The organism is Streptomyces sp. NPDC001068 (assembly GCF_042897315.1).
Lineage (GTDB): Bacteria > Actinomycetota > Actinomycetes > Streptomycetales > Streptomycetaceae > Streptomyces.
The window spans coordinates 92,184-118,300 of record NZ_JBIAYD010000011.1 but is presented as its reverse complement, the minus strand read 5'-3'; the positions used below and the strand labels follow the sequence as shown (position 1 = coordinate 118,300).

35 protein-coding genes and 2 pseudogenes are annotated in these 26,117 nt (G+C 71.7%); 30 read left to right on the top strand and 7 right to left on the bottom strand.

The window, feature by feature from the left end:
- Positions 1-328: 328 nt before the first annotated feature.
- Both ACFY3I_RS29480 and ACFY3I_RS29475 read right to left on the bottom strand, forming a co-directional pair.
- Positions 329-1,615 (bottom strand): ATP-binding protein, encoded by a 1,287-nt coding sequence (locus ACFY3I_RS29480; protein ID WP_390864071.1) that lies wholly within the window; start codon positions 1,613-1,615, stop codon positions 329-331.
- 75 nt (positions 1,616-1,690) lie between these two features.
- Complete coding sequence (locus ACFY3I_RS29475) at positions 1,691-2,083, bottom strand: DUF6233 domain-containing protein (RefSeq protein WP_390864069.1); 393 nt, start codon at positions 2,081-2,083, stop codon at positions 1,691-1,693.
- Positions 2,084-2,191: 108 nt separating this feature from the next.
- On the opposite strand from ACFY3I_RS29475, the gene ACFY3I_RS29470 reads away from it, so the two are divergent.
- Positions 2,192-2,623 carry a hypothetical protein gene (locus ACFY3I_RS29470; RefSeq protein ID WP_390864067.1) on the top strand — a complete coding sequence of 144 codons (432 nt, stop codon included), beginning with the start codon at positions 2,192-2,194 and terminating at the stop codon, positions 2,621-2,623.
- A 105-nt stretch (positions 2,624-2,728) separates the two neighbouring features.
- On the opposite strand, the gene ACFY3I_RS29465 is transcribed toward ACFY3I_RS29470, so the two are convergent.
- From ACFY3I_RS29465 to ACFY3I_RS29455, 3 genes and pseudogenes are all read right to left on the bottom strand, one after another.
- Complete coding sequence (locus tag ACFY3I_RS29465; protein ID WP_390864403.1) at positions 2,729-2,962, bottom strand: hypothetical protein; 234 nt, start codon at positions 2,960-2,962, stop codon at positions 2,729-2,731.
- A gap of 54 nt (positions 2,963-3,016) precedes the next feature.
- Positions 3,017-3,247 (bottom strand): annotated as a pseudogene (locus ACFY3I_RS29460) (GIY-YIG nuclease family protein); the annotation flags it as partial.
- Complete coding sequence (locus tag ACFY3I_RS29455; protein WP_390864065.1) at positions 3,201-3,524, bottom strand: hypothetical protein; 324 nt, start codon at positions 3,522-3,524, stop codon at positions 3,201-3,203. The pseudogene ACFY3I_RS29460 and the gene ACFY3I_RS29455, both read right to left, overlap by 47 nt.
- A 198-nt stretch (positions 3,525-3,722) precedes the next feature.
- Here ACFY3I_RS29455 and ACFY3I_RS29450 point away from each other — a divergent pair, with 198 nt between their 5' ends.
- From ACFY3I_RS29450 to ACFY3I_RS29395, 12 genes are all read left to right on the top strand, one after another.
- Positions 3,723-4,199, top strand: a complete 477-nt coding sequence (locus ACFY3I_RS29450) for a hypothetical protein (RefSeq protein WP_390864063.1) — start codon at positions 3,723-3,725, stop codon at positions 4,197-4,199.
- A complete protein-coding gene (locus ACFY3I_RS29445; protein WP_390864062.1) occupies positions 4,196-4,342 on the top strand; it encodes a hypothetical protein in 147 nt (48 codons plus the stop codon). Before ACFY3I_RS29450 ends, ACFY3I_RS29445 begins: the two co-directional genes overlap by 4 nt.
- Positions 4,343-4,359: 17 nt before the next feature.
- Positions 4,360-4,563, top strand: coding sequence for a hypothetical protein (locus ACFY3I_RS29440; RefSeq protein WP_390864060.1), 204 nt, complete (start codon positions 4,360-4,362; stop codon positions 4,561-4,563).
- Positions 4,563-4,787, top strand: a complete 225-nt coding sequence (locus ACFY3I_RS29435; protein ID WP_390864058.1) for a hypothetical protein — start codon at positions 4,563-4,565, stop codon at positions 4,785-4,787. Before ACFY3I_RS29440 ends, ACFY3I_RS29435 begins: the two co-directional genes overlap by 1 nt.
- Before the next feature lie 90 nt (positions 4,788-4,877).
- Complete coding sequence (locus tag ACFY3I_RS29430; protein ID WP_390864056.1) at positions 4,878-6,083, top strand: hypothetical protein; 1,206 nt, start codon at positions 4,878-4,880, stop codon at positions 6,081-6,083.
- Positions 6,080-6,820 carry a nuclease-related domain-containing protein gene (locus ACFY3I_RS29425; RefSeq protein ID WP_390864054.1) on the top strand — a complete coding sequence of 247 codons (741 nt, stop codon included), beginning with the start codon at positions 6,080-6,082 and terminating at the stop codon, positions 6,818-6,820. The genes ACFY3I_RS29430 and ACFY3I_RS29425 overlap by 4 nt, the downstream gene beginning before the upstream one ends.
- 3 nt (positions 6,821-6,823) lie before the next feature.
- Positions 6,824-7,012 carry a hypothetical protein gene (locus tag ACFY3I_RS29420; RefSeq protein WP_390864052.1) on the top strand — a complete coding sequence of 63 codons (189 nt, stop codon included), beginning with the start codon at positions 6,824-6,826 and terminating at the stop codon, positions 7,010-7,012.
- Positions 7,009-7,935 (top strand): hypothetical protein, encoded by a 927-nt coding sequence (locus ACFY3I_RS29415; protein WP_390864050.1) that lies wholly within the window; start codon positions 7,009-7,011, stop codon positions 7,933-7,935. Before ACFY3I_RS29420 ends, ACFY3I_RS29415 begins: the two co-directional genes overlap by 4 nt.
- A 13-nt stretch (positions 7,936-7,948) precedes the next feature.
- On the top strand, positions 7,949-8,347 hold the full coding sequence (locus tag ACFY3I_RS29410) for a hypothetical protein (RefSeq protein ID WP_390864048.1): 399 nt from the start codon (positions 7,949-7,951) through the stop codon (positions 8,345-8,347).
- Positions 8,344-9,543, top strand: coding sequence for a hypothetical protein (locus ACFY3I_RS29405; RefSeq protein ID WP_390864046.1), 1,200 nt, complete (start codon positions 8,344-8,346; stop codon positions 9,541-9,543). Before ACFY3I_RS29410 ends, ACFY3I_RS29405 begins: the two co-directional genes overlap by 4 nt.
- Before the next feature lie 87 nt (positions 9,544-9,630).
- Positions 9,631-10,392, top strand: a complete 762-nt coding sequence (locus ACFY3I_RS29400; RefSeq protein ID WP_390864044.1) for a GIY-YIG nuclease family protein — start codon at positions 9,631-9,633, stop codon at positions 10,390-10,392.
- Between the two features lie 97 nt (positions 10,393-10,489).
- On the top strand, positions 10,490-10,726 hold the full coding sequence (locus ACFY3I_RS29395; protein ID WP_390864043.1) for a hypothetical protein: 237 nt from the start codon (positions 10,490-10,492) through the stop codon (positions 10,724-10,726).
- A gap of 85 nt (positions 10,727-10,811) precedes the next feature.
- On the opposite strand, the gene ACFY3I_RS29390 is transcribed toward ACFY3I_RS29395, so the two are convergent.
- Positions 10,812-11,312 carry a hypothetical protein gene (locus ACFY3I_RS29390; RefSeq protein WP_390864041.1) on the bottom strand — a complete coding sequence of 167 codons (501 nt, stop codon included), beginning with the start codon at positions 11,310-11,312 and terminating at the stop codon, positions 10,812-10,814.
- A gap of 143 nt (positions 11,313-11,455) precedes the next feature.
- On the opposite strand from ACFY3I_RS29390, the gene ACFY3I_RS29385 reads away from it, so the two are divergent.
- On the top strand, positions 11,456-11,872 hold the full coding sequence (locus ACFY3I_RS29385) for a hypothetical protein (RefSeq protein WP_390864040.1): 417 nt from the start codon (positions 11,456-11,458) through the stop codon (positions 11,870-11,872).
- Positions 11,873-11,934: 62 nt separating this feature from the next.
- On the opposite strand, the gene ACFY3I_RS29380 is transcribed toward ACFY3I_RS29385, so the two are convergent.
- On the bottom strand, positions 11,935-12,975 hold the full coding sequence (locus ACFY3I_RS29380; RefSeq protein ID WP_390864038.1) for a hypothetical protein: 1,041 nt from the start codon (positions 12,973-12,975) through the stop codon (positions 11,935-11,937).
- Between the two features lie 604 nt (positions 12,976-13,579).
- Here ACFY3I_RS29380 and ACFY3I_RS29375 point away from each other — a divergent pair.
- The 16 genes and pseudogenes from ACFY3I_RS29375 (at position 13,580) to ACFY3I_RS29300 (ending at position 26,102) form a co-directional block, all read left to right on the top strand.
- Positions 13,580-14,689 carry a hypothetical protein gene (locus ACFY3I_RS29375; RefSeq protein ID WP_390864036.1) on the top strand — a complete coding sequence of 370 codons (1,110 nt, stop codon included), beginning with the start codon at positions 13,580-13,582 and terminating at the stop codon, positions 14,687-14,689.
- 192 nt (positions 14,690-14,881) lie between these two features.
- Entirely contained in the window at positions 14,882-15,646 is a 765-nt protein-coding gene (locus ACFY3I_RS29370; RefSeq protein ID WP_390864034.1) for a hypothetical protein, read from the top strand.
- Between the two features lie 67 nt (positions 15,647-15,713).
- A complete protein-coding gene (locus tag ACFY3I_RS29365) occupies positions 15,714-16,136 on the top strand; it encodes a hypothetical protein (protein WP_390864032.1) in 423 nt (140 codons plus the stop codon).
- Between the two features lie 75 nt (positions 16,137-16,211).
- Positions 16,212-16,394, top strand: coding sequence for a hypothetical protein (locus ACFY3I_RS29360; RefSeq protein ID WP_390864031.1), 183 nt, complete (start codon positions 16,212-16,214; stop codon positions 16,392-16,394).
- Positions 16,395-16,591: 197 nt separating this feature from the next.
- Positions 16,592-17,428: a hypothetical protein gene (locus ACFY3I_RS29355; RefSeq protein WP_390864029.1), complete on the top strand. Its 837-nt coding sequence runs from the start codon at positions 16,592-16,594 to the stop codon at positions 17,426-17,428.
- 333 nt (positions 17,429-17,761) lie between these two features.
- Positions 17,762-18,466: pseudogene (locus tag ACFY3I_RS29350) on the top strand (DUF6884 domain-containing protein); the annotation flags it as partial.
- A gap of 184 nt (positions 18,467-18,650) precedes the next feature.
- Positions 18,651-19,139 (top strand): hypothetical protein, encoded by a 489-nt coding sequence (locus tag ACFY3I_RS29345; protein WP_390864402.1) that lies wholly within the window; start codon positions 18,651-18,653, stop codon positions 19,137-19,139.
- 70 nt (positions 19,140-19,209) lie between these two features.
- Positions 19,210-19,734: a hypothetical protein gene (locus tag ACFY3I_RS29340; RefSeq protein WP_390864027.1), complete on the top strand. Its 525-nt coding sequence runs from the start codon at positions 19,210-19,212 to the stop codon at positions 19,732-19,734.
- 144 nt (positions 19,735-19,878) lie between these two features.
- Positions 19,879-20,415, top strand: a complete 537-nt coding sequence (locus tag ACFY3I_RS29335) for a hypothetical protein (RefSeq protein WP_390864025.1) — start codon at positions 19,879-19,881, stop codon at positions 20,413-20,415.
- 82 nt (positions 20,416-20,497) lie between these two features.
- Positions 20,498-21,232, top strand: coding sequence for a mucin-2 (locus ACFY3I_RS29330; RefSeq protein WP_390864023.1), 735 nt, complete (start codon positions 20,498-20,500; stop codon positions 21,230-21,232).
- A gap of 171 nt (positions 21,233-21,403) precedes the next feature.
- Positions 21,404-21,592: a hypothetical protein gene (locus ACFY3I_RS29325; RefSeq protein WP_390864021.1), complete on the top strand. Its 189-nt coding sequence runs from the start codon at positions 21,404-21,406 to the stop codon at positions 21,590-21,592.
- Between the two features lie 84 nt (positions 21,593-21,676).
- Positions 21,677-22,624: a DUF3560 domain-containing protein gene (locus ACFY3I_RS29320; RefSeq protein ID WP_390864019.1), complete on the top strand. Its 948-nt coding sequence runs from the start codon at positions 21,677-21,679 to the stop codon at positions 22,622-22,624.
- 196 nt (positions 22,625-22,820) lie between these two features.
- Positions 22,821-24,005, top strand: a complete 1,185-nt coding sequence (locus tag ACFY3I_RS29315) for a hypothetical protein (protein WP_390864017.1) — start codon at positions 22,821-22,823, stop codon at positions 24,003-24,005.
- Between the two features lie 31 nt (positions 24,006-24,036).
- Positions 24,037-24,315, top strand: coding sequence for a hypothetical protein (locus tag ACFY3I_RS29310; protein WP_390864015.1), 279 nt, complete (start codon positions 24,037-24,039; stop codon positions 24,313-24,315).
- A gap of 120 nt (positions 24,316-24,435) precedes the next feature.
- Complete coding sequence (locus tag ACFY3I_RS29305) at positions 24,436-25,299, top strand: hypothetical protein (RefSeq protein WP_390864013.1); 864 nt, start codon at positions 24,436-24,438, stop codon at positions 25,297-25,299.
- On the top strand, positions 25,296-26,102 hold the full coding sequence (locus tag ACFY3I_RS29300; protein WP_390864011.1) for a hypothetical protein: 807 nt from the start codon (positions 25,296-25,298) through the stop codon (positions 26,100-26,102). Before ACFY3I_RS29305 ends, ACFY3I_RS29300 begins: the two co-directional genes overlap by 4 nt.
- Positions 26,103-26,117: the final 15 nt, after the last annotated feature.

Sequence of the window (26,117 nt, the reverse complement as noted above, 5' to 3'; positions counted from 1 at the left end):
GCACACCGACCGCGAGACAACCGAGATCGAGGCCTTCGCCTACCAGTGCGCACCCATGCCCACCTGGTCCCGCGTCCGTCGCATCAACGACGCCGCCCACATCTGGCGACGCCACCCAGAAACGCCCGGCGGCCGATGACCACAGGAGCACGCCGGTGACCGTCACGCCCCCCGCACCACCACCCGCCCCTCACCCCCTGCACCCGGAAGGTCACGCCTTGCTAAGCTCTCAACTGCCCAACTGCTGAACCGCACAGCTCCGTGCGGCAGCCCGCGCCTCGGCCCCCATCACTTCCAGCGATGGGGGCCGAGGCGCGTCCCAGGCCGCTCAGGTCTCAAGCTGCGGGAAAGTCGGGTCCAGGTAGCGCCAGTCCAGGGCGATGTTTCGCAGCGACTCCAGCACTGCGCGCGGGAGGTCGCCAGCAGCCACACGTTCCTGCGGCAGAAAGTCGCTGCCCTTACCGGGAACGCGCTCGCCCACCCAGAGGCCGAGGCTGTCGAAGTTCAGCACACTCACGTCAGCGTTGTTGCGACTGGAGGCGATGTGCAACTCGACGGGCGGAGTAGGCAGGGCCGACGTCCCGACAAGCTCCTCGGTCAGGGCGGGCAGGGCGTCACACACAAGAGCACGGACTGCTTCGTAGCAGGCCTGGACCCATAGCTCGCCGGCGACCTTCAGTCCGTCGGGCCAGAAGAGCAAATCGAAGAAGACTTCCAGGCTGGAGCCTCCGCCAGCCACCTTTGCCGTGCACTCCATCAGCATGAGCGGATTCGGGACCAAGCTCCGATGGCTGGGCCGGACTGAATCCGGGGGCCTGGGTGCCGTCGTGATCCTCACGAACCCGGCCGACCCATGCTCTCGATCCACGCTCCAGCCCGTGGGCGTCTCAGCTTTGACCCTCTGTGCTAGCGCCGTAAGCCGCGCATTCGGCTGCCCACCAGTACCCGTGAGCGCGGTGACGAGCCTCCCGACTGTCGTGCCATGCAGTCGAGGCCTCACGGTGCCCTGACGAAGCGGCTGCTCTGTTGCAGCACGGATGACCAGGTCCGGCGGCGACTCGCGATAGACGTTCCGGCCTGAAATCGCGCCGTTATCCGGGTGGAACCGCGGATCTCTGGCGTAGTTGACCACTGGCGCCTGGTCCATCTGCTGGAACAGCACCTGGGCCAACCGCCGGTCGGCGATTTCGTTGCGCCCGTCGAGGCGGATCCGGATCGCACCCTGATGGAGAAGAGGCCGCGGTGCCGTGTCGGCATCGACGCGCACCACCAGGAGCAGCTTCTCGTCGACCGTGACCGGGACAACTTCGGGCGACCACCACGGCGGGTCCAGTGTTGTGGCCATCTTGCTGACCAGCCGGTCCTTGTCGATCGGCTTGACGCCGACCAGGTCACCCGGAAGGTTCTTGTCCACGCCGTGCGCATCGACGCCGATGAGGACGATGCCGCCGTAGGTGTTGGCCATCGCCGCAACGGTGTCCGCGGCGGCCTCGATGTTGCGCTTGTAGTCGAGGGTGAAGCTCTCCTCCAGATCCAGGGACAGGAAGTCACGCACCATGTCGGCGTCGATCGTGTCCGCAGGAACGCTGAAGAGCGGATGAGCAAGATTCGGCATGCCGCACAGCATGACCCTCAATTCACCGCATCCGCACCACGATTCTCAGGGCCCGTCCAACGGAACCACGGTCCTTCACTCGCCATCCGGCTCGGGACTGCACGCCTCACAGGCCGTCGCCCACCCGTGCTGGAGGAAGGCCCTCGCCTGCCGGGTGTTGTCCGCCGGCATCACGCGCGTGCCCTTGGCCGCCGCCCAGCAATCGCCCACGTGCAGGACCAGGCGCCGCTGCTCGGGCCGGTCATGGGGGAGCGCCTCCAGGAGCCACCGGTGGGCAGCCATCTTCTCCGTGGGCACCCCGCTGTAGTCCGTACCCGGGACAGGCTGGACAGCCGCGGCGGGTACGTCGAGCGCCACCCGGTACCACCACTGGCCATCCGGATCCTGCCGACGTGCCAGCAGTTCCCCGTTGACACACCTGCCGCCCGGCAGGAGCACGACCACCTGCCGATCTGCGGATTCGCTCACGCATTCGATTTTAGCGTCAGTATGGTCCGCCGTGCATTGCCCGGCCAGCGCCAGTCAGTCCGAGCATTACTGCCCGCCGTCTGGGCCCGGCCGCTAGCGTGTCGAGCCATGGCGATCAGGACCAGCAGGGAGCTCATGGCCTGGCAGCCGCCAGTCGGCTGGCATGAGCTGAGCGGCGATCAGCGGCACGCCTACCTTGAGCGGCACGGCATACGGATCCCACTGCGACCGGCCGACTGGGACACTATGGAAGACGCCCAGCGCGCCCGATACCTGACCTGGCACGGGCGGATCCTCCATGACACCCCCGAGGCCCGGGCCTACAAGGAGCGCGAGTACCGCAAAGACCTGAAGGCTTGGAACTTGCTGATGTGCTGGTGGTGCTTCTCTCTGCTCGCCGCGCTGGGCATCGTGTGGGGGACTGGTGTGCTCGAAGGTGCGGGGCTACGTATCGGGGTGACTGTTTTTGCAGTCGCCGGGTTCACCTTCGCGATCGTCGTACCGATGCAGATCACGAGGCCCACCCGGCCGGAGGAGTGATTTCCCGCCTGGTCAGATGCCGTCGACCGCAGGGTTAACGGTCCAGATGTTCGACGGCCTCCCCACCCGAGTGAGGAGGTCGTTACGCGCTGACTGTCGACCCGCTCACGCGGGGCTCGCCACCCAGTCTGGGCGCTCTTGATCCCTCAGTCGCTCCACGTAGCGCGGGAACAGGCCTGAGCCGTCCAGGAAGTCGATGAACGCCAGGCGCCGCATGCGGTGTGCCTCGTTCGGGGGTAGCCCGCTCGCCGTGGCGTCCTGAAGCACGGACCACGCGAACGTGTAGGCCGCGCGTTGTGCGGCACCGCGGGCCTTGCCCATCTCCGTTCGCCTGCGCATGGCTTCTGTGTCTCGACCGGTGCCGTAGACGTTGTGCAGTGGATTCTCCCGGGTGATTGCGCGCAGCTCGGCACGATAGGCCGCGGCTCGGGACTCCGCCCAGTCGTCCGTGTGAGTTGCAACTTCAGGCCACCAGGACCGTGACCGGTGGTCCTGCCGGCGTCGCTCCGGGTCGTACGACGACCCGACGTAGAGCAGTGTCCCGTCCGCCGACCGTAGCCGGTAGACCGCCGCCGGCCTACTCGGCGCTTCCGTCGCCCATTCCTCGGCGTTCGCGCTCTGCACGCCTCGCCTCCTCTTCCTCAGCCTTGCGCTTTTGTCGTGACGGGTTGGTGATGCCCTTGACGATGTGCCGGGCCCGGCTCTCGGTCACGCTGATGAGGTCGCCGATCGCGCCGTACGTCAGGCCATTGCCGTCGTTGTAGAGCTGCTCGCCCACCTGCTGGCGCAGGCGGCGGACGGCACTGTGTACGTCCGGCCACCCATCGAGCAGCGCCGACAGTCGCCTGAACCGCTCGGCGGGATCCTCGGTGTCTTTGAACAGGCCCTTCAGCGCTTCCACGGCCCGCTCCACCTCCTCATTCGGCTCTCCCGACACGCGCGCACCTTTCTGGGCGCGTGGCACTGCCCGATCAGCGACTGTAGACTAGTCTACGGTTACACCGGGTAGCGGCACGCACCGCTGCCTGGACCTACAAGTCGGCCCCCGGTCGGGGCCTAGGAAACGCCGACCGGGGGCCACGTCAGATGGAGCTGACGCATGGCACAGACTACTGATCGACCCCTGGGCATGGCTCGGGACGTCACCGGTGAACACGCGTCCAAGGCAGCGCTGGTGCTCGCCGAGACGGCCCGGACCCTCGCGACCGAGAACCCGCAAGGCCTGGTGGCTTCGCTGGAGTTCACGGTCCTGGTGGGCGCACGGGCGTATGACCAGGTCGGCCGCAGCTGTCACGGCGGCGGGTCGAACGTCTCCCGCATGGCGCTGACGGCAGTTGCCGAACGCACCGGCCTGGGGCGTGGTGACGTCCCGGACGGGGCGACGCGCGAGGTGTTCGCCGTCGAGGTGGCCCAGGCCGCCCGGGCGCTGGGCTACGACTGGACCGGCATTCAGGCGGAGTGGGGTGAGGACGCCGACGAGCGTGCCATTCCCCGCCTTCCGGTTCCGGGGCCGCGGCGCACCGAGGAGTCCGGCCGCATCCCCGCCCCCCGTCCGGAGCGGGCGGTGGCCCGGTGAGCGCGCAGAGCGAGCAGGAGCGAGCCCGCCGGGCGTACACCGCCAGCCGGGACCAGCGTGACAGCGGCACCGTCCAGGAGGGCCAGGACAACGCCCGCATCGACGGCGCTGCCACTGGCGCGCAGGGCGGGGGTGCGCGATGACCTGTTGCGGAAAGCCGATGGCCCAGGAGGGCAGCCGCCTGGTCTGCCGCAAGTGCGGCGGCTACTTCGACCAGGGTGTCGTTCCGGTGCGGCGCCTGGTCGCCGCCGGCATCATCGCCCGCCGTGCGGGCGGCCGTTCCCTGCGCCTGACGTGCACGGCGGCCGGAGTGACCGGCCACCTGCGCCGTAAGGCCCCGGCCGCTGCTGGGGGGTGCCGCTGATGGGCGCCCGTGAAGTCCTCCGCTCCCTGCGCCTCGGCGATGACAGGGCGCTGGCGGCCCAGCTGAAGCAGGAAGAGCAGGCCCGCCGGGCGCAGCGCGCGGAGGAGCGCAAGCAGCTCACCCAGGAGATGTCCGACCGCGACCCGCAGCGGACGCCCGAGGAGAGAGCCGCAAGCGCCGAGCGGGGCCGCCGCCACAGGCGGAACCTGCCCCCTCTCGGTTGACCCCTTGAACGGCCCGGGCCGCCTCCAACCCCTACGCCACGGCGGCCCGGGCCCCCTTCTTGATGACCCACGAGCCCGAAGGGCACAGCCATGACCGAGACACCCGAGACGCTGCAGCAGCACCGGCAGCCGGGCGTGCGGTACAAGACGGTCACCGTGGAGCGCCCGGAGACGACCGTCATCGACGGACGGCCGTCCACGCGCATGGTGCGCTGCAACGTGGAGGTGGCACTGCCACCCCGCGACTGGGACGAGATCATTCGGCGCGGTGTCACCGGCGTTGCAGTCGCCGTGACCCTCCTGGCCGCGGCTGGGACCACGGCGAGCGTCGGCGGCCTGCTGTCCCGGCTGCTGCACCCTGCCGTCGCCTACTCCACCGGGCTGATCTTCACGGCCAGTTGGCTGGCGTGCCTGGGTATCGAGCAGATCGAGCGAGTGGACGCCGCCCGCGCCAACCGGGCCCGTGTCGCCGGGTGGGTCATGCTGCTGATCGGCATGGGCGCCGTCATCACGTACGGCCACGAGATGCAGCAGCTGCCCGCCGGCGTCGTCGGATCCTCTCTGGACCTGGCGGCAAAGGGCCTGTGGTGGCTGATCATGGGCCTGGACCGCGTGAAGCTGGACCCCGGCGTCGCCCACTGGGTCGCCGAGGAAGAGCAGCAGATGGCCGGCCGGTTCCTCCTCGGCACCCGCCTGGCCCGCCTCAACCGGCGCGCCGCCGCGATGCGCGCCGCCGGTACCCCGGAGTTCCAGGCCGCCGAGGCGATCCTGGCCCAGGCCGCCAGCCAGGCGCAGCATCTCCCGGCCGCGGACACGTCCGGACAGGCCGCGTCCGTGTCCGTCCCGCTGTCCGTGCAGGTTCCCGCGACTGTGCCCGGACAGGGGCCGGACCCGTCCGGTCCCACGCCGGGCGCGCCGACGCCTCCACCCGTCGCGCCCACGCCTCCGCCCTCGGCTCCTGTGCCGCCGCCTGCCGCTCCCGTGCCGCCCGCGCCGCCGGTCACCCCGGCGGCCACCGGTGCGTCCGGCAGCAGCGGAGGGCAGGCCGCACCCACCAGCGGCGGGCAGGGCGCTCCTGGCCTGCGACCCGTGGGCCTGGCATCCAAGGCCCAGACCGTCCGCGACGTCCTGGCCCAGGACCCGACGATCAGCGACGCCGACCTGATCGAGCGCGTCAAGGCCGTCCACGGCGACGGCGGCGACCCGCTCAAGTTCGCGGACACCGTCACCCGCACCCGCCGCCGCCAGGAGAACCGGCCCGCGAGCCAGGTCAAGAAGACCCGGAGCGCCCCGTGAATGCGCCCTCGTGGTCGGCGGCCCTGCACTATGCCGTCCTGCTGCTGCTCGCAGCGGGTGCCGCCTACTGGTGGCTACGCACCCGCGGCCCGGGCAGCAGCGGCCCGACCGACCGCCGCCGAGGCGGCGCGCCGATCAAGGGCGCGGGCGCCTCGGCCGACGCCCACGCCCGAGAACTGCGCACCCCGCTGGTCCGCCTGGCCACCGCCGCCGGCATCTCCACCCGAGCCGAGACCCGCGCCCGCAACTTCACGGAGGGCGCCAAGGGGGAGCGCTACGTCGCGGAGCTCCTGGAGCCCCTGACCCAGGAGGGGTGGGTGTTCCTCGCGGACTGCGCCCTGCCCCGTGGCGAGGCGCAGGTGGACCTGGTGGGCATCAGCCCGCGCGGCCTGGTCGTCATCGTGGACCCGAAGAAGTGGGACCGCCGTTTCCGCATGTCCGTACGCAACAACCGGCTGCTGCACGGCAACAGGGACGTATCCGCGCGCATGCGCGGCCTGAACTACGAGACGCGCACCGTCGCTTCCCTGCTGTCCGTGCCGGTCGTCCCGGTCGCCGCCATGGTCGGCCCGATGCTCCGCGGCACGATCCTGCACTTCCGCGGCATCCGCCTGGTCCCGGCCGAGGACGTACCGGAGCTGCTGCGCGCCCTGGACCGCAAGCAGCTGACCACCATCCCGGCCAGCCGTCTGGCCGACACCGCCCGGCGGCTGCTGCCGCCCAAGACCACGAGGTAACCCATGCTCCTTGACCGCTGGGACGTGCTGGTCGTCGCCCTCCTCCTGCCCCTCGTCCTTGTGAACCCCCGGCGCTACCGCAACCTCTACCGGGCGCTGACCGCCTATGCCCTGTGCTCGGTAGCCGTGGGCGCCGGATACCTGCTGGTGACCTCCCACTCCGGGGACTGGATCACGGGGGTGCTGGGATGACCGCCGGACCCGACGAGCGCACCCTGCATGTGATCCAGGGCGGAGGACCCGAGACCGAGCAGCAGGCGGAGGACCGCATCCGGGAGGAGCTCCACCGCCGCGGCGTCGGTCCGGGCGGCCCGGCCTCCTCGCCGCCGCCCATGCCCGAGCACCCGCCCGTCATCCCCGAACAGCCGGCCACCGACGAGCAGGCCGGGCGGACGCTTTCGGAGTGGTGGCGTGTGCTCCGTGACCGGCCCGACAACGACGAGTCAGGACAGGCCGATCCAGAGGAGCAGGAGCCGGAGGGCGCCGCCCAGACGGCCCCGGCCCGCGCGGCCAACGACCGGCTGCCGCCGTGGTGGGACAGCCGTAAGCCGATCCTGGGCGAGGAGCCCGAGCCGGACGACGTCGAGGACGACCAGGAGCCCGAGCCCGAGCCGGAACCCAAGGCCACGGGACGCGGCCCCCGGCCCGCCCGCCGCCGAGTATCCAAGACCGGCCAGCCCGCCAAGGACGACGGCGGCGACCAGGGCGACGGCAACGGCACGGGGGAGGAGGCCACCCCACCGGAGCGGCGCTGGTCCCGACCCGCCCTCGGCCGTCCGCCCGGCCTCCCTGCGAAGCGCCAGAACCTCATCACCTGGTGGCGCCAGGACGTCAAGCCCGAGCACAAGTGGCTGCTCTACCACGGCACCGGCCTGGCCGGCGGCATCTACATCGGAGCCTTTTCCCTGGGGACGCGAGGCGCCGCATTCGTCACCCAGCAGGGCCTGGGCGACCTGGAAGCGGACATCAACCTGGGCGCCCTCGTCCTGGTCCTGATCGTGGACTACCGCGTCCGCAACCTGTTCCCCCCACTGGCCTGGATCGCGCGCGCCATCAGCACCTCACTGGTCATCGGCGCGCTGTGGAACGGCACCCCCCTCGCAGACATCACCTGAACGGAAGCAACCTGTGGACAAGATCCATCTCGGAATCGGAGGCGTCGCCACCCTCCTGGTCGTCGTGCTGTGGTTCGGCACCAAGGGCGGCGGCAAGGCCGGCACCCTCTCCTGGGGCTGGACGCTGTTCCTCGCCATGGTCGCCGGATGCGCCTTCAAGGCAGCGGGACAGCCCTGGTCCTGGTTCACCGACCTGATCAACGGCGGCCTGTCCATGATCAGCGACGCCGCGCCCGGGATCACCGCCGCCGGCATGGCCGTCATCCTCATTGCCGTCGCCTGCTTCGTGAAGCTGACCCTGCGCAAGGTCGCACTGGTCGGCGTGGCGTTCTTCTGCGTGGCCGCCGGAGCGGGCGGCCCCTTCGAGTACCTGGCCGGCCGTATCGAGGTCGTCGCCATGCACTGGGCGTGACGGCGATGACCACCGCCCTGCACCTGGTTCCCGACCCCGAGGACCCCACCCCGCCGCCCGCCGTGGCGGGGGAGCAGTGCCCCACCGCCGCGGCCCTTTCCGCCGTCGAGGCGCCGGCGGAGCTGCCCGGTGACGTCGAGCCGGGGGAGGAGGACACCGACGGCCAGGCCGACCTGGACGACGAGGTGCCCGCCACCCGGCGGGCCCTGTCCATTCCCGACCTACGCCCCTACGCGGACGTCTCGTGGATCCCGGACGTCATCAACGCCGGTGCCACGGGCGCCCGCCGCTGGCGCCAGCGCGCACCCGAACGCAAGGCCGCCCGCCGCGCGGAGAGAAAGAAGCAGGAGGCGGCGGGTGAACTCGTGGGCCGGCGCCGGGCGTGGCGGATGGCCGCGGACTACCTGGCAGGGACCCGCATCCTGGTGGGCCACCTCGTCGCCTGGCTGTCGGGGGAGTACGGCCCCAAGGACATGAAAGTGCCCGCCCGCCTCGGAGCGGTCGGCATCGCCGGATACTGCGTCGTACGCACCTTCCTGGCCTGGCCCGTCTGGGGCCCGGTGGGCATCGCCACGGTGTGGTGCTGCGCCGCCCTGGGCGTCCTCCACAAGCAGCGCGCCGAGCAGGCGCCGAAGCACCCCACCGCCACGGCCCCCAAGGGCGTCGCCAGGAAGCCCGGCCCGCCCCCCGCCCGGGCCGCCGAGCAGGCCCCCGCCGAGGACGCCGGGGACTTCCGCGCCGAGGCCGCCGAGGAGGCCCCTGCAGAGCCCCCGGCGCCGCCCTCCCGGGAGGTCATTTCCGGGGCCCTCCACGGGCTCGTCGGGGAGGGCCGGGGGGTGCTGCTCACCACCCTCCGTCAGCACCTGGGATTGGCCGATACCCGGGCCGTCCGGGAGGTGCTGGACGAGGCCAGTATCCGGGTGCGCTCGGGGGTGCGCACGGTGGCCGGGAACGGGCCCGGCGTCCACCTCCAGGATTTCCCGCCGCCGCCCCCCTCTCCTGACCCCTCCCATGGGGACGGTGTTGTCGCAGGTGAGGGCGCCAACGCCAACGCCAACAACGCCGAGAGCGGCCCTCAGAAGAGGTTGGGTGTAGACGACAGCTATTGGCCTGAGGGGAAGGGCTACCACTTCGAGCCGCGGCCGGATAACCCCCACGGAACGGACATCGTCTACCACCGGGGCAATCAGAGGTAGGGTCGCGAGCCGCCCACAGACAGACGGGCCCCGGTTACGGTGTGCTACCACCAGCCGGGGCCCAGCGCCGACTGGATGGAGTCGACAATGGCTGACCCTACTGCCCGATGCCTCGGTATGGACGACGGCGGCCCCTGCACGGAGGTCGCGACCGCCACCAGGCCGGTGCCCCTGTGCACGCCCCACCGGCTGGAGGTCGCCCTGGGCATCGTCCCGGACGTCCTGCGGCGCGCGGTTGGAACGCTGGACGGTGCCACCCTGGGCCACCTCGACGAGCGCCAGGCGCGGCTGGTCGAGCGCGCCCGGACCGTGCCGGTGAACCTGTCCGGGCCCCACGCCCTCCGCGTGTACGTCATCGAGCACGGCCACCGGGTCAAGATCGGGTACACCACCAACCTGCGCGAGCGCCTCGCGTCGCTCTCCCTCCGCCCGGGCAACGTCGTGCTGACGCTCCAGGGCGGCCGGGACCTGGAGCGCGCGCTGCATGTGTACTTCGCGCCCTACCGGCTGGATGACACCGAGTGGTTCCGGTACGCCGCGCCCGTCCGTACGTGGGTCGAGGAGCGGACCAGGGCCAGGGGCCCGGAGCTCGTCCTACCCGCCCGTAGCGAGCTGCTCGCCGCTGTCGTGGCCGCCGTGGGCGGCGACCGGGGTGTCCACCTGGGCACGCTGCTGCCCAAGGTCGCCCACCTCGACATCGCCGACCGGGAGACCCTGCGGGAGCGGCTGGGCGCGGAGGGCATCCCGGTGCGGCGCAGCATGCGCACGCGCGAGGGGGCGGGGCGCTCCGGCGTCCACCGTGACGACCTCGTGCGCCTGTTCGGCCCCATGGCCGGCGCGTCGAACTGAGCGAGCCCCGACCGCCCTCGTCCGGCAAGACGCTTCCCCCAGTGCCCGTGATCGGTCACCATGGGTGGCCAGACGACTACGGAGGAGGGCGGCAGGGGTGGTCAGGCGGTACCGGTGCGACGACTGCGGAGGCACGTCGGGCCTGTGCTTCACGGACGGCATGCTGTGGCGGGAGACCCAGCGCCACCGGCTGCTGGAGCACGCCGGCCTTCAGCCGGACGGCGAGCGGGTCATCCTCGTGCCGGTCGCCCGGCTGGTGGACGTCCCGCTCGGCCAGGTCGCCGCCACGGCGGTCCTGTTTGCCGGGCTCATCGCCTGGGTGTTGGTGCGCTGAACCCGCCCGCCCCGGGCTCATAGTGAAGGGCCCGCGTCTCCCCCTCCGGGGCGCGGGCCCTTTCTGCCGCCTACGGCGCGGGTCGTCAACCGGCCGCGGCTGCCTTCCTGGACTCCCGGCCCCACCGCATGACGGTGTTGCGGTCGAACTCGGAGGCGTCCGCGATCGTCTGGGCGCTGGCGTGGCCGTCCACATAGTGCTGGGTGGCGGCGGCCTGGAGCGCGGCGTGCGTCTTCTTCTCGCGCTCCCCCGCCTTGGTGAACTCGGCGGTGAGCTGGTCCAGCTCCGCCAGGGTGGTGGCCGCCACCTCGTCGTCGTACACCGGGACCTCCGCCGGCTGACCCTTGGCGCGCAACGGCTTGACGCCGGCGTTCCGCGCGAGCACGCCGACATGGTTGCGGTCGTAAGGCGTGTGGTCGGCGACCGCGCCGGGCGCAGCATGACGCTCGGTCAGGTGGCGCACGATCGCCTCATGCAGGGCGTCCCGGGCGGCGGTGACGGCGTCTTTGTCAGCGTTCAGCTTGGCGCGCTGACGCTTGAGCTCGCGAACGGCGCGAGCCTCTGCGGTGGGGTCGTAGGTCGGCATGCTCAGCACTATGCCATACCGGGTTGCAATCTGGAAGCGCAGCACTGCAGCATGTAAGGCAACTTGACATTGTAAGTCAATATTGCAATCTCGTGTTGCGCCAGGATGGGTGAGCGGCCCGACCGTGACACCAGGAGGACCCCATGGCGAGCATCCCCACCGCCCCCGCCCAGGTCGGCAACGGCAAGGCGGTGCACTACGTCCGCAAGGACGAGTTCCAGGCCGACACCATCGGCTGCCGCCGCCGGGTGTCCCGGGAGCTGACCGAACGGGAGGCCGCCGGCCGCCAGCCCTGCGGCCCGTGCCAGCGAGCCGTGGACGCCCTGGTCGCCGAGCAGCCAGCCACCCCGGCCGGGGACGCTGAGCCCGCCGCCCAGGAAGGCCAGGTGTACCGCCAGGAGCTGAGGGCCGAAGTCGCCGCCTGCACCCTGACGGTCGCCGCCCACATCACCGCCCACGGCTTCCAGCCGGTCGGCGAACGCATCGCCTGGACGTTCCGCACCGGCCACGGAGCCAGCGCCCGCTACCGCTGGGTGTCCACCCGGTACGTCGTCGGCTAGGGCGACGGCAGCGAACACCGCTGCGGAGCGAAAGATAGCCAGAGTCATTGGCTCTTTCGTATTTAGTTGAACTTTTTCCAGACCACGGAGCCGTTTTCCGTCCCGCCGATTCCGTAGACATCGAAATTGCGCGGGTCGAGAACTGGGTTGGACGTCAGTCCGGCCAATTCCTCAACGGCTACGTGCGTATGCCCAATAAGGGTTCCGGCACCGTCAATCTGTGCCGGACCCGCGTAATAGGTCACTGGGGGATTGCTTTGATCGGGAAAGGTTATGTCGGATATATTCATGCCGAACCAAGGTTGGCCGTCCTGCGTAAATGCGGCTGTCGGCTGACTGAGGATCGGCCTCGATGGGGTGGACATTGTAAGCGCGGATGACCAGGTGGAAGTCCCGATGCGCTGCTGCGAGGCGTAAAGGGAGCCGTTAGTGCCGGTCCAGGCTACGGTAAGGGACCCATGGGCCGTGTCCGTGGCGAGAGCGGGAGCGTAATTCGATACGGCCTGAGTGACGGCTTGCGGGGTGGCGAAAGTACCCTGTCCGGTCGATTGGCTGGTTCGCTGGTGGTACTGGGCGTACACATGGTTGTCCAAACCCGTGTATGCGAGCTCCCACTGCTCCAGGTTGGCGCCCGGTAGTGGTGTCACAGTCGGGCTGGAAGTGGTTGTGACGTTGCCGGGAACCTGCTGCCAGGACCCAAGGGTCAGCGAGTTGTTACTGCCGACCTCGAATCCCGCATAGTAGATGTGGTTGTCGGTGCCGGTGTGAAATGCTCGCCACCCCCATTCAGTGTGAACCACAGCCGGGGCGTCGTGCGTGACGGCGGTCGGCCATGTCTGGTTCGTGCCGTTGTTGAAGGCGACATGAATATGTCCCTGTGTGTCGTTCCACACATCGGCAATGTTATTGCTGTTGTCGTGCGCCTGGGCAAATCCAGCCGCGCCAGTTACCTGCTGGCCGCCCGAAATTTCGGGACTCCAGCCGGTGGCACTTGCCTGAGTGGCTGACGAAATGGTCAGGATGGAGAGTGTGGCTGCGAGTGCTGCCGCGCACAGGGAGGATTTCTTCTTCAGCTTCCTTGATACGAAATTGCTTTTCGACATGCCAGGCCTCTGGTTCTTTCGGGATTTGGATGCGTGTGCCGCGCGACTCGGTGGCCGCCTCGGCTGTGCCGCAGGCTGCGGCTGGAACGTACTTCACGTAGCGACATGCTGCTCTAGATCATCATCGCTGAGTAATAGGTAAACCGTACTTGGTTCTGTTGAAAACAGAACCATGCGGAATCGTCGCTTTGGTCACACCTGCGCCTGCTGGCCTCATTCCGGCTCGCACTCGCGTTGCTGCCGTCCAGGCCCGGAAGGTGGCCATGCTCGCGGCTCGGGCTGATCCAGCCGTCGTGAGGGTCCGAAGATCGGTTGGCTGTGCCCCGGATGGTTGGCCGCAACGTGACCCGGGGCGCAGTCTGCCCGCGCGGTCGACGCGTGCCTCACCAGGACCCCCACCCTGAAGCCCCCCATGCCGCACTCCCCTGCACCGGTTGCTCCACTTCCCTGGCAGTGAGTTCCGCGCCCTGGCCGACGGTCAGTGTCCGGGCGGCGGCGCGGGACGCCACCACCGACTTAATGCAACTTGACATTGCAATGCAAGATTGCAAGTATCTGAGTGTCAGGACGGGCAATGGGCCCGGCCGCAACGGAAGGGCACGCCATGACCGCCACCACCGCCGCCGCCCAGGTCGGCAAGGGCCGCACCGTCCACCAGGTCCCCACCGGCGAGATGGTGACCCTGTGCGGCAGCACCGCCACCGGCGTCCTGACCGCCGAGGAGGCAGGGAAGGGCAAGGCGTGCGCCAAATGCACCAAGATCGCCGCCCTGCGGACAGTCCCGGCCACCGAGGCCCCGGTCGCCGAGGGGGCGCCCGCCGTCCCGGCCGAGCAGGTCCCCGCCGAGACCGCCCCGGCCGCCGAGACTGCCCCGACCGTGGAGGCCGCCCCGGTGTGGCGCACCCTCAAGGGTGCAGGCGACAACGGCGCGTTCCTCCTCTACGGCGACGTGCACGAGGCGCGCGGCAAGCTGATCTTTACCTCCTGGGGCACCTCGAAGCAGATCAAGGGCCAGCCGTACACCTTCACCCGCCAGTGGTCCGAGAACCGCGGCTTCAACCGCTACCTGGAGGACATCCTGGGGCGCACCGTGGAGTTCAACGGCGGCATGGCCAGCAGGGTCTGGATGGTGGACGGCGTCCCGGTCCCGGCCGTCGATGTCGCCGAGCAGGCCCCCGCCGAGGAGGCGCCCGAGGAGGCGCCGGAGGTGGACGCCGCCGAGCCGGCCGAGGTCCCCGAGGTCGAGGACGCCCCGGAGGCGGACGCCGAGCCCGCACCGGCCGGACAGGTCCAGGTGACCGCTTACACCGCCGCCCTGGAGGCCCTGCACATCAACGGCCAGGACAGCGAGGACCGGACCCTGACCCTGGACGCCCCCGCCGTCCTGGACACCGTCAACGCCATGCGCCGGATGCCCCGCTGGAACGCGGCACAGGAGCGGTTCACGGTCAACAAGGTGGCCGTGATCGTGGCCCGGGACGCCCAGGGGGAGCGCGTGTGGGTCCGCGGCGAGGCCGCCCCCGTCCGGGTCGACTTCACCGGCACCCCGATCCCGGAGGACGCTCCCGCCGAGACCGGCACCGTGGACATGGCCGCCCTCCTGGCCGCAACCCGGCTCCTGCGTCGCCGCGCCGAGGTGAAGCGGGTCATCGACAACCGCACCGCCGCCCGCGCCGCAAGCACCCCGGCCCCGGCCGACGAGCTCACCGCCTGACCGGCCAGCCCCGCCACGGACGCCCGGCCCCACCTGGGGGCCGGGGCGCCCGGCCGCTCACAGCAGGACGTACGACGCACGGGTGAACCGACCCGCCTACCCCGTAATGCAACTTGACATTGCAATGTCGAGTTGCAAGCATGTGGGTGTCAGGACGGGCGAGGGGCCCGGACGGAACGGAGGGACAGCGCAATGAACACCACCGCCAAGGCCGCGCAGCAGATGACCCGCCTCCTTGAGGCCGAGACCGCCCTCACCGCCATCCGCCGCGAGGCGACCCGGACGGCCAAGGCCGCCGAGCGCGCCACCGCCCGCGCCAAGGCCGCCCGCGCCAACGTCGGCGAGACTCGCAAGCTGGTTCGCGCCGCCGAACGCGCCGGTAAGGGCCTGGCCGCCGCCACCCGCCGCCTGGCCGCCCGCATGGCCAAGGCCGCCGACCTGGAGCAGGCCGCCCGCGTCGCCCGCCACGACGCCCGGCAGGCCGCCCGCGCTGCCGCCACCGCCGCGCGCCGCCACACCCGCCTGGCCCTGCGCGCCGCCGCCACGGCCGCCCGCGCCGTGGGCGAACTGGCCCACCATCTGGGCGAGGCGGCCATCACCGCCGCCCCGGAGCAGGACAAGACCCTGCCCACGGAGGAGCTGCCCGCCGTCAAGGAGGTCGAGGAGCACGCCGAGCGCTTCAAGGACCTGGACGCCCGCGCCAAGGGCCTGGCCAAGCAGGCCGACGCCGAGAAGAAGTGGCTGCGCCGCCTGCCCGTAGGCGAGTACGGCCGGGTGACCATCACCCGCACGCCCGGCGGCAGCGTCATCGACGGCGACCAGGTCGCCGTGGCCTACCTGGACCACGGCCTGGGCGTTCCCCCGCGCAAGGCCCGCAAGGACACGTTCAAGGCCGCCGTGACCACGGCCCCCGCCGTGGAGACCGCCGAGGACGTCGAACTGGCCCTGACCGCCTGACCACAACCCCCAACCGGCCGGGCGCCGCCTACGGTGCCCGGCCCCACAGAGGAACGGAGCACACCCCATGTCGATCCTGCCGCGCCACACCCCCACCGAGCACCTGACCGCCCTCACGGAAGAGCTGACCGCCGCCGGCATCACCCTGGGACCCGTCAAGCCAGGCACCCGCGTGACCCGCATCGTGGACCACAGCGGCATCCGCTGGGAACTGACCTACATCGGCCACGGCTGCTGGGCCCTGCGCGGCCCCGGCGTCGAGCACGGCGTAAGCGTGGACGCCCCGGAGGCCGCCGAGCACATCGCGGCCGCCGCCCTGGACGAGGACGAGCCCGGCATCCCCGCACCCGCCACCTGGCGCGGCGTGCCCGTACCGGAGGAGTACGCCACCAGGTGGGACTCCCCGGCCGCCACCGCCTGGCGCGAGGGAGCGGGCGCCGCACTGGCACTCGCCAGCCTGCGCGCCGTCAAGGCCCAGACGGACAGCTGACCCCCACCCCCACCGCACCGCCCGGCCGGGCGTACCCGATATGCGCCCGACCCCACACGAGAGGAAGCCCCTGTCATGGCTGCACCCGCCCTGTACGGCATCGCCGCCCGCCGCGTCGAGAACGGCGAGCTGATCGCCTGCGACACCGTGTTCGACCTGGTGGACCTGCCCACCCTGCTGGAGGACTACCGCATCCGCTACGCGGACCGGGCCGACGTGCTGATCGCCTTGGACACCACACCCCTGGCCGCCAACTGACCCACCCACCCGGGCCGGGACGGGCGCACCCGATAGGCGCCCGCCCCGGCCCTTCATGCCGGAAGACCCCGGGTGACCCGCAGGGATGAACCTGCCTCACCGTCCACCGCCCACCCCGTATTGCAACTTGACATTGCAAAATCGAGTTGCTTGCATGGGGGTGCATTACCGAGCACGACGAACGAAGGAGCATCACCATGGCCATGAATCCGATCCCCACCACCCCCACCGTGGCCATCGCCCGCGAGCTGCGCCGCCTGGGACTCCAGCAGGGCGCCGCCGGCGACTTCACCGTGGCCGGCCACTACCGCAACGGCGACCGCCTGTTCACCTACGTCACCGTGTTCAGCAAGGCGGCGGAGCGCCTGCTGGCGGAGCACGCGGACGAGATCGAAGAGCGCACCGCCAACGGCCCGTTCCCCTTCCGGGTGTCCGTCCGGTACGTGGGCGACCTCCCGTTCGTCGACATCAACAACGGCCCCGGCACCCGCGTGCGGGAACTGCCCGAATCCGCCCGCCAGGCCGCCACGGTGCAGCAGGCCGAGGAGCCCGCCCCCGCCGCCGAGGACGCAGCCCCCGAGACCCCGGCCGCACCCGCCAGGGACTGGCGCCGTGACTGGCGCTGGCAGGACGCCGCCAAGGAACTCGGCTGGTCCACCAAGCACGCCGCCACCGTCCGCGCCGCCGTCGACGGCCACCTCCTGCGCGACGCGGACGGAACCCCCCGCCTGCACACCCGCCCCGGCCTGGCAGGCACCCCCATCGCCGCCGGCCGCCTCGTCCCGCTGGAGACCGCCGGATACCTGGTCCACGGCGCCCCGGACGAGAGCGGCCGCCGCCCGATCCTGGCCACCCCCGACGCCCGCCGCGCCCTCAAGCTCTGGGACCACTTCCAGCCCGCCCCCGTCGAGCGCGGACGCAAGCAAGAGCACCTGCCCCTCAAGCCCCTCCAGTACGGCGAGGAGTGGACCCGCCGCGCCGAGAAGTTCCGTGCCGAGCAGGCCCAGCGCGAGGTGGAGCGGGAGCGGTTTTAGGCCGAACTGGACGCCCGGCACGCCGCGGAGGCGCTGGAAGACCGTTGCTGGGACGCATGGGCCCGCGTCCGGGACATCACCTACCGCCTCGGCCGCAACGTGCCCGCCGGATGGGCGCCCACCGACGAGGAGGTGGAGCTCCACCGCCTGGACCCGGAGATCGTGGCCCTGCTGCGCCAGCGTGCCGCCGCGCACGCCAACGAGCAGCAGCAGGAGGAGGCGCAGGCCCTGGTCGCCGTCGACGGCCCGCAGCAGCCCGCCGAGGGCGCCGACGCCGACCTGTGGGGCGCCGTCCCCGGCCTGGTCGCCGGACCCGGCGTGGTGGAGCCCGGCATGCACGTGGAGTACCTGCCCCGGTTCACCCCGGGCGCCCGCACTCGCCACCCCCACGGCGGCACCATCGTGAGCGTGGGCACCACCTGCGTCCGCTGGCGCCCGTACGCCTGGCACCAGGACGTCCGCACCCCCCTGCACCACATGCGCGTGGACGCCGGATCCCACCTCAACCACCGCGAAGACGCCCGCCGCTTCAAGGCCGACCGGGCTGCAGGCCGACCCGCCCGCCAGGCCCCGGCCTGGTGCACCTGGAGCCTGGCCGAGCACCTCGCCCACGCCGCCGAGCAGACCGCCGCCGCGGCGGCCCTCGAGGAAGCACCCTCCCGCGTGGTGGTCATCCCCTGCGGCGGAGCCAAGCTGGACCGCCCGGCACCGGCGGGGGAGCTGTACCGCGGCGGATACCACCAGGCGTGCCGCCGCGCGGCGGATGTCCTCACCGCCCAGGGGGGCACTGTTCTGGTCCTCAGCGCCCTGTACGGCCTGGTGACTCTGGACCAGGTGCTGGCGCCGTACGACCTGCGCATGGGCCAGCCGGGCAGCGTGACCCCCGCCCGCCTCGCCGAGCAGGCCCACGCCCTCGGCCTGGACGGCGCGCGCGAGGTGGTCGCCCTCGGCGGCGCCGCCTACACCACGGCCGCCCGGACGGTCTGGCCGCACGCCTCAACCCCCCTGGCAGGCCTGGGCGGTATGGGATACCAGCTCCAGGCGCTGGCAGCCATCGCCGCAGGCCAAGCGCCCACCCCGGCCGCCCGGGACCGGGCCGGGGAAGGGGCGACGCGCGAACCAGAATGCAACTTGACATTGCAAGTCAAGGTTGCCAATATCGAGACCGAAGGGAGGGCGCAGAGCCCGACCGGAACCCCCACCGCCCGAGAGGACAACCCCCATGGCTCACACCGTCACCGCCCGCACCCTGGACTACTTCGCCGGCCGCAACGGCGACGCCATGGCCTTCACCACCGCCACCGTCCTGCTCGTGGCCATGACCCCCGCTCAGGTGGCCTCCTGGAAGTGGGTGGGCGACGACATGGACGGCACCGACCCCGTCAACGGCTGGGAGCTGCGCGACTCCAGCGGCTCCCTGCTCGGCGTGATCCTGCCCCTCGGCCACAAGGCAACCGCCATCCACGCGGAGTGGTACGACCCCCAGACCGGCGACTTCTACCCGGCCGGTGAGACCACCTCCCCTGTCACCACCCAGGCCATCTCCCTGGTGGTCACCGCCCGCCGCTACGCCGTAGGAGAGCTGCCCTCCGGCCGGGACCACGCGCTGGACCCCGTACAGCCCGCCCCCCGCCGCAACCAGGCGTGCCCCTTCACCTACTGCTTCGACACCCACTGTGTGGACCACGGCCCCGTGTGGAACGCGGCCTGACCCGGACCGGCAGCACCCCGGGCGACATGCTCGCCCGGCCGAACCTCCACACCACGAAAGGGCGCACCCCATGGCACCGGCCTACACCATCAAGGGCACCACCACCGACGTCACCAACTGCGAGCACTGCCCCCGCCGCGGCCTGCGCAAGACCGTCGTCCTGGTGCCACTGGACGCCGACGGCAACGAGTTCGGGGAGCCCGTCCACTACGGCACGAGCTGCGCCGCCCGCGCCTTGGCCGTCACCACCCACGAGATCACCCGCGCCGCCCGCGCCGCCGACCTACACCAGCGCATCGCCGCCCGCGCAGCCCTGCGGGACGCCGCCCGCCTCGGCCTGGACAAGATCCGCACCCACCGCCACCGCCTCCAGGCCCGCCTGGACGCAGGCACCGCCACCGACACCGGCGCGGGCGCCCTGGCATTCGTCACCGCCCTCGGCGTGGCCCACTGGGCCCCGGAGCGCCAGGACGCCGTCAACGCCGAGCTGCGCGCCGCGCACGCCGCCGGCGGATTCACCGCCCTGCTCGCCGCAGCCGGGCGCCACGAGGCGGCCACCGCCCGCGTCGCCGCCCTGGACCCCGCCGAGCTGTAACCGCCTCCACCCGCCGCCCCTCTGGACTGCCAGGAACACGCGACACTCCCACCCTAAAAAGCAACTTGACATTGCAAGGCGGAGTTGCAAACATGTGTGATGTGAGGGAGGGCAATGGAGCCCCCCAGGAAAGGAACAGCCGCCATGATCACCACCACCGCCGCCCGCCGCACCGCCGCCACCGCCGCCCGCAGCCACCGCGAGTGCGCCGCCCGCGCCCGCGACCTCGCCGAGATCCTGCGCACCCGCGCCTTCGGCCACCCCCACAAGGACGTGCTGCTGGTGTTCATCGGCCACCTGTACACCGCCGCCGAGGCGTTCGACACCATCGCCCCCCTGGTCATGGACGGCGTCACCATCACCAACGCCATCCCCGCCGAGGCGAGCATGCCCCTGCTCATGGCCGTCAGCCGCGCCAGCGAGCACCCCGAGGCCGGTATCTCGGAGGCCCTGTTCGCCTACGTCACCGCCCCCATCACCCGCCGCACCTACCGCACGGAACCCCTGCCCGCCAGCGACCCCAGCGCCCGCCGGGACGTTGAACTGCGCACCCGCATCGCCCTGGCGGAACACAACCTGACCACCGAGACCGACCCCACCACCCGATACGCCCTCCTGGCCATCCTCATGCAGCTCCACGGCGACCGCCTGACCCTGGGCGCCACCGTCCGGGCCGACTGACCCAACCTCACCCCCGGCCGGGCGCACCCGATATGCGCCCGGCCCCCGGCCCCCACCACCCACCAGGAACGGAGCAGGACCCATGCGCAACTACGCCACCCACCAGAAGACCGGCGGCCGCGACAACCAGTGCGACGCCACCGCCGTGGCCACCGTCAACGGCGTCCGCGCCTATGTCCTGCTGGACGGCATCGGTGACAAGCCGTACGTCCGGGACTGGACCCGCGCCGCCGCCCGCCGCCTCGCCCGCACCGCCGCCCGACTCCATGACGCGGAGGCCGGCCTGCGCCACGAGCGCGCCCGCTACGCCGCCGAACCGGACCGCCAGGGCCCGTGGGGACTGGGCCCCAAGGCCTGCGCCGCCGTGGCCGTCGAGGCCCCCGGCCTGCCCCTGACCGTCGCCTGGAGCGGCGACGTGCGCGCCTACTGGCTCATGAACGGCACCCTCCGCCGCCTCACCCAGGACCACAACCTGCGCCGGGTCTTCCCGCCCACCGACCTGTTCCCGGAGGGCGGCAACCGCCACACCGTCACCAGCTGCCTCGGCGCCGTCGACACCGACCAGGACGTCATGAACGCCGTAGGCCACAAGGCCGTCGAGACGGCCACCGTCCACGACGCACGCGGGCGCCTGCTGCTCGCCTGTGACGGCGCGTACGAGCCCCACGAGGACGCCGGACACCAGCTCTCGGACCTGCTGTACGGCACCCCCGCCGAGGCGGCCCGCCGGGTCGTCAACGACGCCCTGGCCACCGCCCGGACCGTCACCGAACGGCCGGACAACGCCACCACCCTGGTGGCCGACCTGTACCTGTAACCGCAGGCCGGACGGTGTCCGGACGTGTCCGCCGCCCCTCTCGCGGACACGCCCGGACACCGGCCCGGACGACATGCCCGACCCTCCGGAATGCAACTTGACATTGCAATGTTGAGTTGCCAATATGGATCACGTGAGGGAGGGCGCAAGGCCCGACCGGAAGGGACAGAAATGCAGAAGCGCGAGATCACCCGCACCACCGTGGACGGCACCCTGACCGTCACCGGCGACCTGTACGTGGGCCGCGAGATCGAAGGCCGCACCATCCGCGGCGTGGACGAGGGCATGAGCGTGATCCGCGTGGCCTTCACAGACGGCACCTGGGCCCACTTCAACTACGGCCGCCGCGTCAACACCTGACCGGCCACCAGCCCGGGGGCCGCACCCGATATGCGGCCCCCGGCGACCGCCCCCACCCACCCCACAGGCATGGAGCGTCCCCACATGATCGAGATCACCCACACCCACGCGGACGGCACCCTGGTCGACGGCACCGCGCGCGGCGACGGCACCGGCCCCATCCTCAAGTCCCACGGCTTCCGCTGGTTCCCCTCCATCAAGCAATGGGGCATCCGGGGCAGCCGAGACCAGGCCCCCCGCCGCCTGGCCATCAACGCCGCAGCGGACGCCCTGCGCGCCGCCGGCCACGAGGTGACCGTGACCCTGGATGACACCGTGCGCGACAACGACACCGTGCGCTCCGACCGCCACGAGCGCCTGGAGGACCGCCGCACCGCGCTGGCCGCCAAGGGCCAGCGCCTCACTGCCGAGTCCGCCGCCCTGCACGCCCGCTCCAATGCCATGGTGGAACACATCCCGATGGGCCAGCCGGTCATGCCCGGCCCCCGCGGCCGGGCCCACCGCAACCTCCTGGACCGCTCCATCAACACCGCCATCAAGGGCGCCCAGGCCGCCCGCCAGGCGGAGGTCATGCCCGCCCGCATCGCCGCCTCCCGGGCGGCCGAGGCCCGCGCCGAACGGCCCGACGTGGTCAAGCGGCGCGTGGACCGCATGGAGGCAGAACTGCGCGGCCTGGACCGACGCCTGGCCGGACTCAAGCTGTACCCGGCCGCCAACTCCGACGCCGTGCGCGAGCAGTACGAGGGGGAGCGCGCCACCCTGCTGGAGCGCATCAAGGGCGACCAGGCACTCCTGGACCAGGCCCGCGAGGAAGGCCGGTTCGGCCAGTACGGCCGCGACAACGTCCACAAGAACGACCTGGTGATGATCCGCGGCCAGTGGCGCCAGGTGGCCCGGGCGAACGCCAAGACCGTGAGCGTCACCACCGGCTACTCCTGGACCGACAAGTACGGGTGGGAGGAAGTCCGGGCGCTGCGCTGCGGCCACGTCGAGGACGCCGAGCAGGCCCCCGCCGAGGCGCCCGCCACCTGACCCGCCGGACACGTTCGGACGCCACCGGCCGGACGTGTCCTGACACCACGGGCCAGCACGGACACCGGCCTGCCGGACACCGGGGCGGACACCCCCGCCCCGTGTCCGGACAGCCACACGGACGCTGTCCGCCCCCGTGCGGCCGTGCCGCCCACTCGTTGACCCACACGGACACCACGCCGCCAAGGAGCGCGAAATGACGACCCGTTGGACCCCGCCCGACCCCCGGAAGCTGCCCGACTGGCGCGCAAGCATGATCGAGTACCTGGACACCCTGGGCGCCAAGCGCGTGATGAGCGAGGCGATCCACGCCGGACACTGCACGCTGCTGCCGATGGTCCCCGGCATGCCCGCCTCGGTCGGCTCCATCGGCGCCGAGGTACTCCACCAGAGCGAGATCCGCCGCCTGGCCGCCGCCGATCTGTACTACGCGACCGAGGGCATGACGGCCCTCGCGCTGGCCGCCTCCACCACCGTGCCCACGGAACCCGTCAGCCTGGAGCGCCCGCCGAGCCGCTGCGGCCTGATCGTGTTCGCCGAACCCATCGGCGGATACGAGCAGGACGCCGGGCAGGTCCTCGCCGGAACCCTCGCCCACCGGCCCGGCGCCACCGCCAAGGTGACCACGCCCATCGTCGCCGCCTCCTGGTCGCCCTGGCACCCCGGCTCCGTCCGGCTCACCGGCAGCAACACCCACCGCGTGCGCTGGCTCTACAAGAGCGGCGGCCGGTCCGCGCTCATCCCGGACACCTTCAACGGCCTCTGGGTCACCTTCTACAGCCCGCGCGGCATCTTCGATCACCTGGACCCCGGCACCACGATCGGCAGCCACTGGGACGGCTCCAGCATGACCGCCGGCCAGATCTCCAATCGCCGCCGCACCACCGGGCCCGTCCTCGCCTGGGACAACGAGATGCTGATGAAAGAGGGCGGCCGGTTCGAGGAGCCACGGCCGGACACCAACGGCGCCTGGGCGTCCGTCGTGTACACCGCGTGGCAGCTGATGAGCCAGCAGGGCAACCCGTGGACCGAGACCGAGACGGCGCCCCGCTCCAAGTCCGGGGCCAGGCGTGACGCCCGGCAGGAGATCACCGGCAGCGGCGACGTGCGGATCGTCAAGGTGCACAGCAGCCACCGGCCGAGCCGCCGCCAGGCCGACCAGGACGCCGCCAGCAGCACCGGCCGCCGTGAACCCCAGTGGTCATGCCGCTGGCCCGTCGCCCCGTATCGCCGCAACACCTGCCTGAACACCCGCGCCCACGCGGACGGCGGCTGCTCCCACGAGGACCGGATCGTGCCAGGCCACATCAAGGGCCCCGCCGACGCGCCCCTGCGCACCCGCGACCGCGTCCACCTGTGGGACGCCCAGCCCCAGCACTGACCGCCCCGCCCGCCTGCAGAACGGAACCCCAATGAGGAACACCACCCCTGCCGCCGACGTCGCATTCGTCGCGGACCTGATGCTCTGCGGCGCCGACCCGGCCTCCCCGGAGCGGCCTTTGGCCGAACTCCTCAACTACCTGGCAGCCAACTGGGACCAGCTCCCCACCGTCCTCAAGGACCACACCCTGGCGGTGGCCACCGCGCACGCGCCGAGCCGCACAGGCATGCCGCCCCGCCTCCAGGAAGCTCTGGCGATCATGGACAGGCGCGGCACGGAGCACGGCCACGAGGGCCTGCGCCGCCCCTGACCCTGCCCCTGGGCCCGCCCGGCACCGCCGAGGCGGGCCCTCGTCGTCCCCAGGGCCCTGCTCGCCGACCGGCGTACCCTGCTCCGCTGCCCAAGCAGCCCCCGAGCAGGGACAACGCCCATGAGTCAGGCCACCTACGAGCGCACCGAAGACGTCGCCCTCGGCGACCTCCGCCCGTTCCCCGGCAACGCCCGCCGCGGCGACCCCGCCGTCATCCTGCAGAGCCTCGTCCGCACCGGCCAGTTCCGCAGCCTCATCGTCCGGGACACCGGCGACGGCCTGGTGGTGCTCGCCGGTAATCACACCCTCCAGGCCTTGCTGGCCCACGGCCCTGGCCCCTGCGGCCTCACCACCACCACCGACGACGGGGAACTTCCCTGCGCCCTGTGCGACGGGCAGGAGTGGACGCCGGTTGCCCGGTGCGAGATCGTCACCTGCGACGACCCCACCGCCACCCGCATCAACCTGGTGGACAACCGGTCCGCCGAGCTGGGCGGCTGGGACCAGGAAGCCCTGGCGGAACTGATCGCAGGCCTTGACGGCGACCTGGACGGTACCGGCTACACCGACGCCGACCTGGACAAGCTGGTGGCCGCCATCGAGGAGGCGTATGAAGAGGAGCCGGAGGAGCCCGCCGCCAAGCAGCCCACCCCGGCCGGGACCACCGAACCGGCGCAGCCGGCCACCTCGAGCGCCGCGCCGGCCAGCGGCGACACCATCCCCGAGGGACCCGCGCCGGGCACAGTGGCGCCGCCCCTGCCGGACGGCACCCGCTCCATGCTCCTGACCTACCCGGCCGCCGACCGCGACGAGGCGGCCCGCCTGGTCCTCGCCGCTCGCGAGCTGTTCCCCGCCGAGGACGCCGCGATCATCGTGCTCCGCGCGCTCCGCACCCTCGTGGCCGTCCTGGACTCCCGGCACGCCCACGACGGCGTGGTCACCGTCAAGGCCCTGCTGTGCGCCGCAGGAGCCCCCGAGTCATGAGCACGGCCGTCGACCTCGCCCCGCCCCGGCGGCGCCGCCTGCGCCGCCCTGAGCGGCTGCTGACCCAGAACAGCGAGCTGCGCGACGAAGGCATCTGGAACTGGACCATCCCCGCCCTGGCCACACGCCTCCGCGACGGACGCACCGTCAAGACCTGCCCGGCCGCCGGCGTCTGCGCCCTCGCCTGCTACGCCAGGAACGGCACCTACCTGTTCCCCGGCGTCGTCGACCGCCACCAGCGCAACCTGGAGTACGTCCTGGACGACCTGGGCGGCTGGCAACGCCAGATGGCCGCCGAGCTCGCCCACCCACGCCACCAGGGCGGGTGGGTGCGCATCCACGACGCCGGCGACTTCTTCAGTGACCACTACCTGGCCGCCTGGCTCCGCATCATGATCTTCCGGCCCGGCGTGAACTTCTACGCGTACACGAAGGAGGTCACGCGGGTAAAGCGCATGGTGGTGCCCAACCCGCCCCGCAACTTCCGCTGGGTGTACAGCTACGGCGGCCGGGAGGACCACCTCCTGGACCCGACCAGGGACCGCGTCGCCGACGTCTACCCGGACGAGGCCGCCATCCGCGCGGACGGCTGGCACTCCCAGGACTCCAGCGACCTCCTCGCCGTCCTCGGCCCCGCCCCCGTGGGCATCCCCTCCAACAACATCCCGGCATTCCGCCGACGCATGAACGGGCGGACGTTCCGGGCCTGGCAGGCCGAGCAGGACGCCCGCCGCGCCCAGCGCGGATCGCCTCAGGTGGCGCCACCGGTAGGCGGCAAGGCAGGCACTTCAGGGTCGACGTAGCCCAAGGCGCTACGT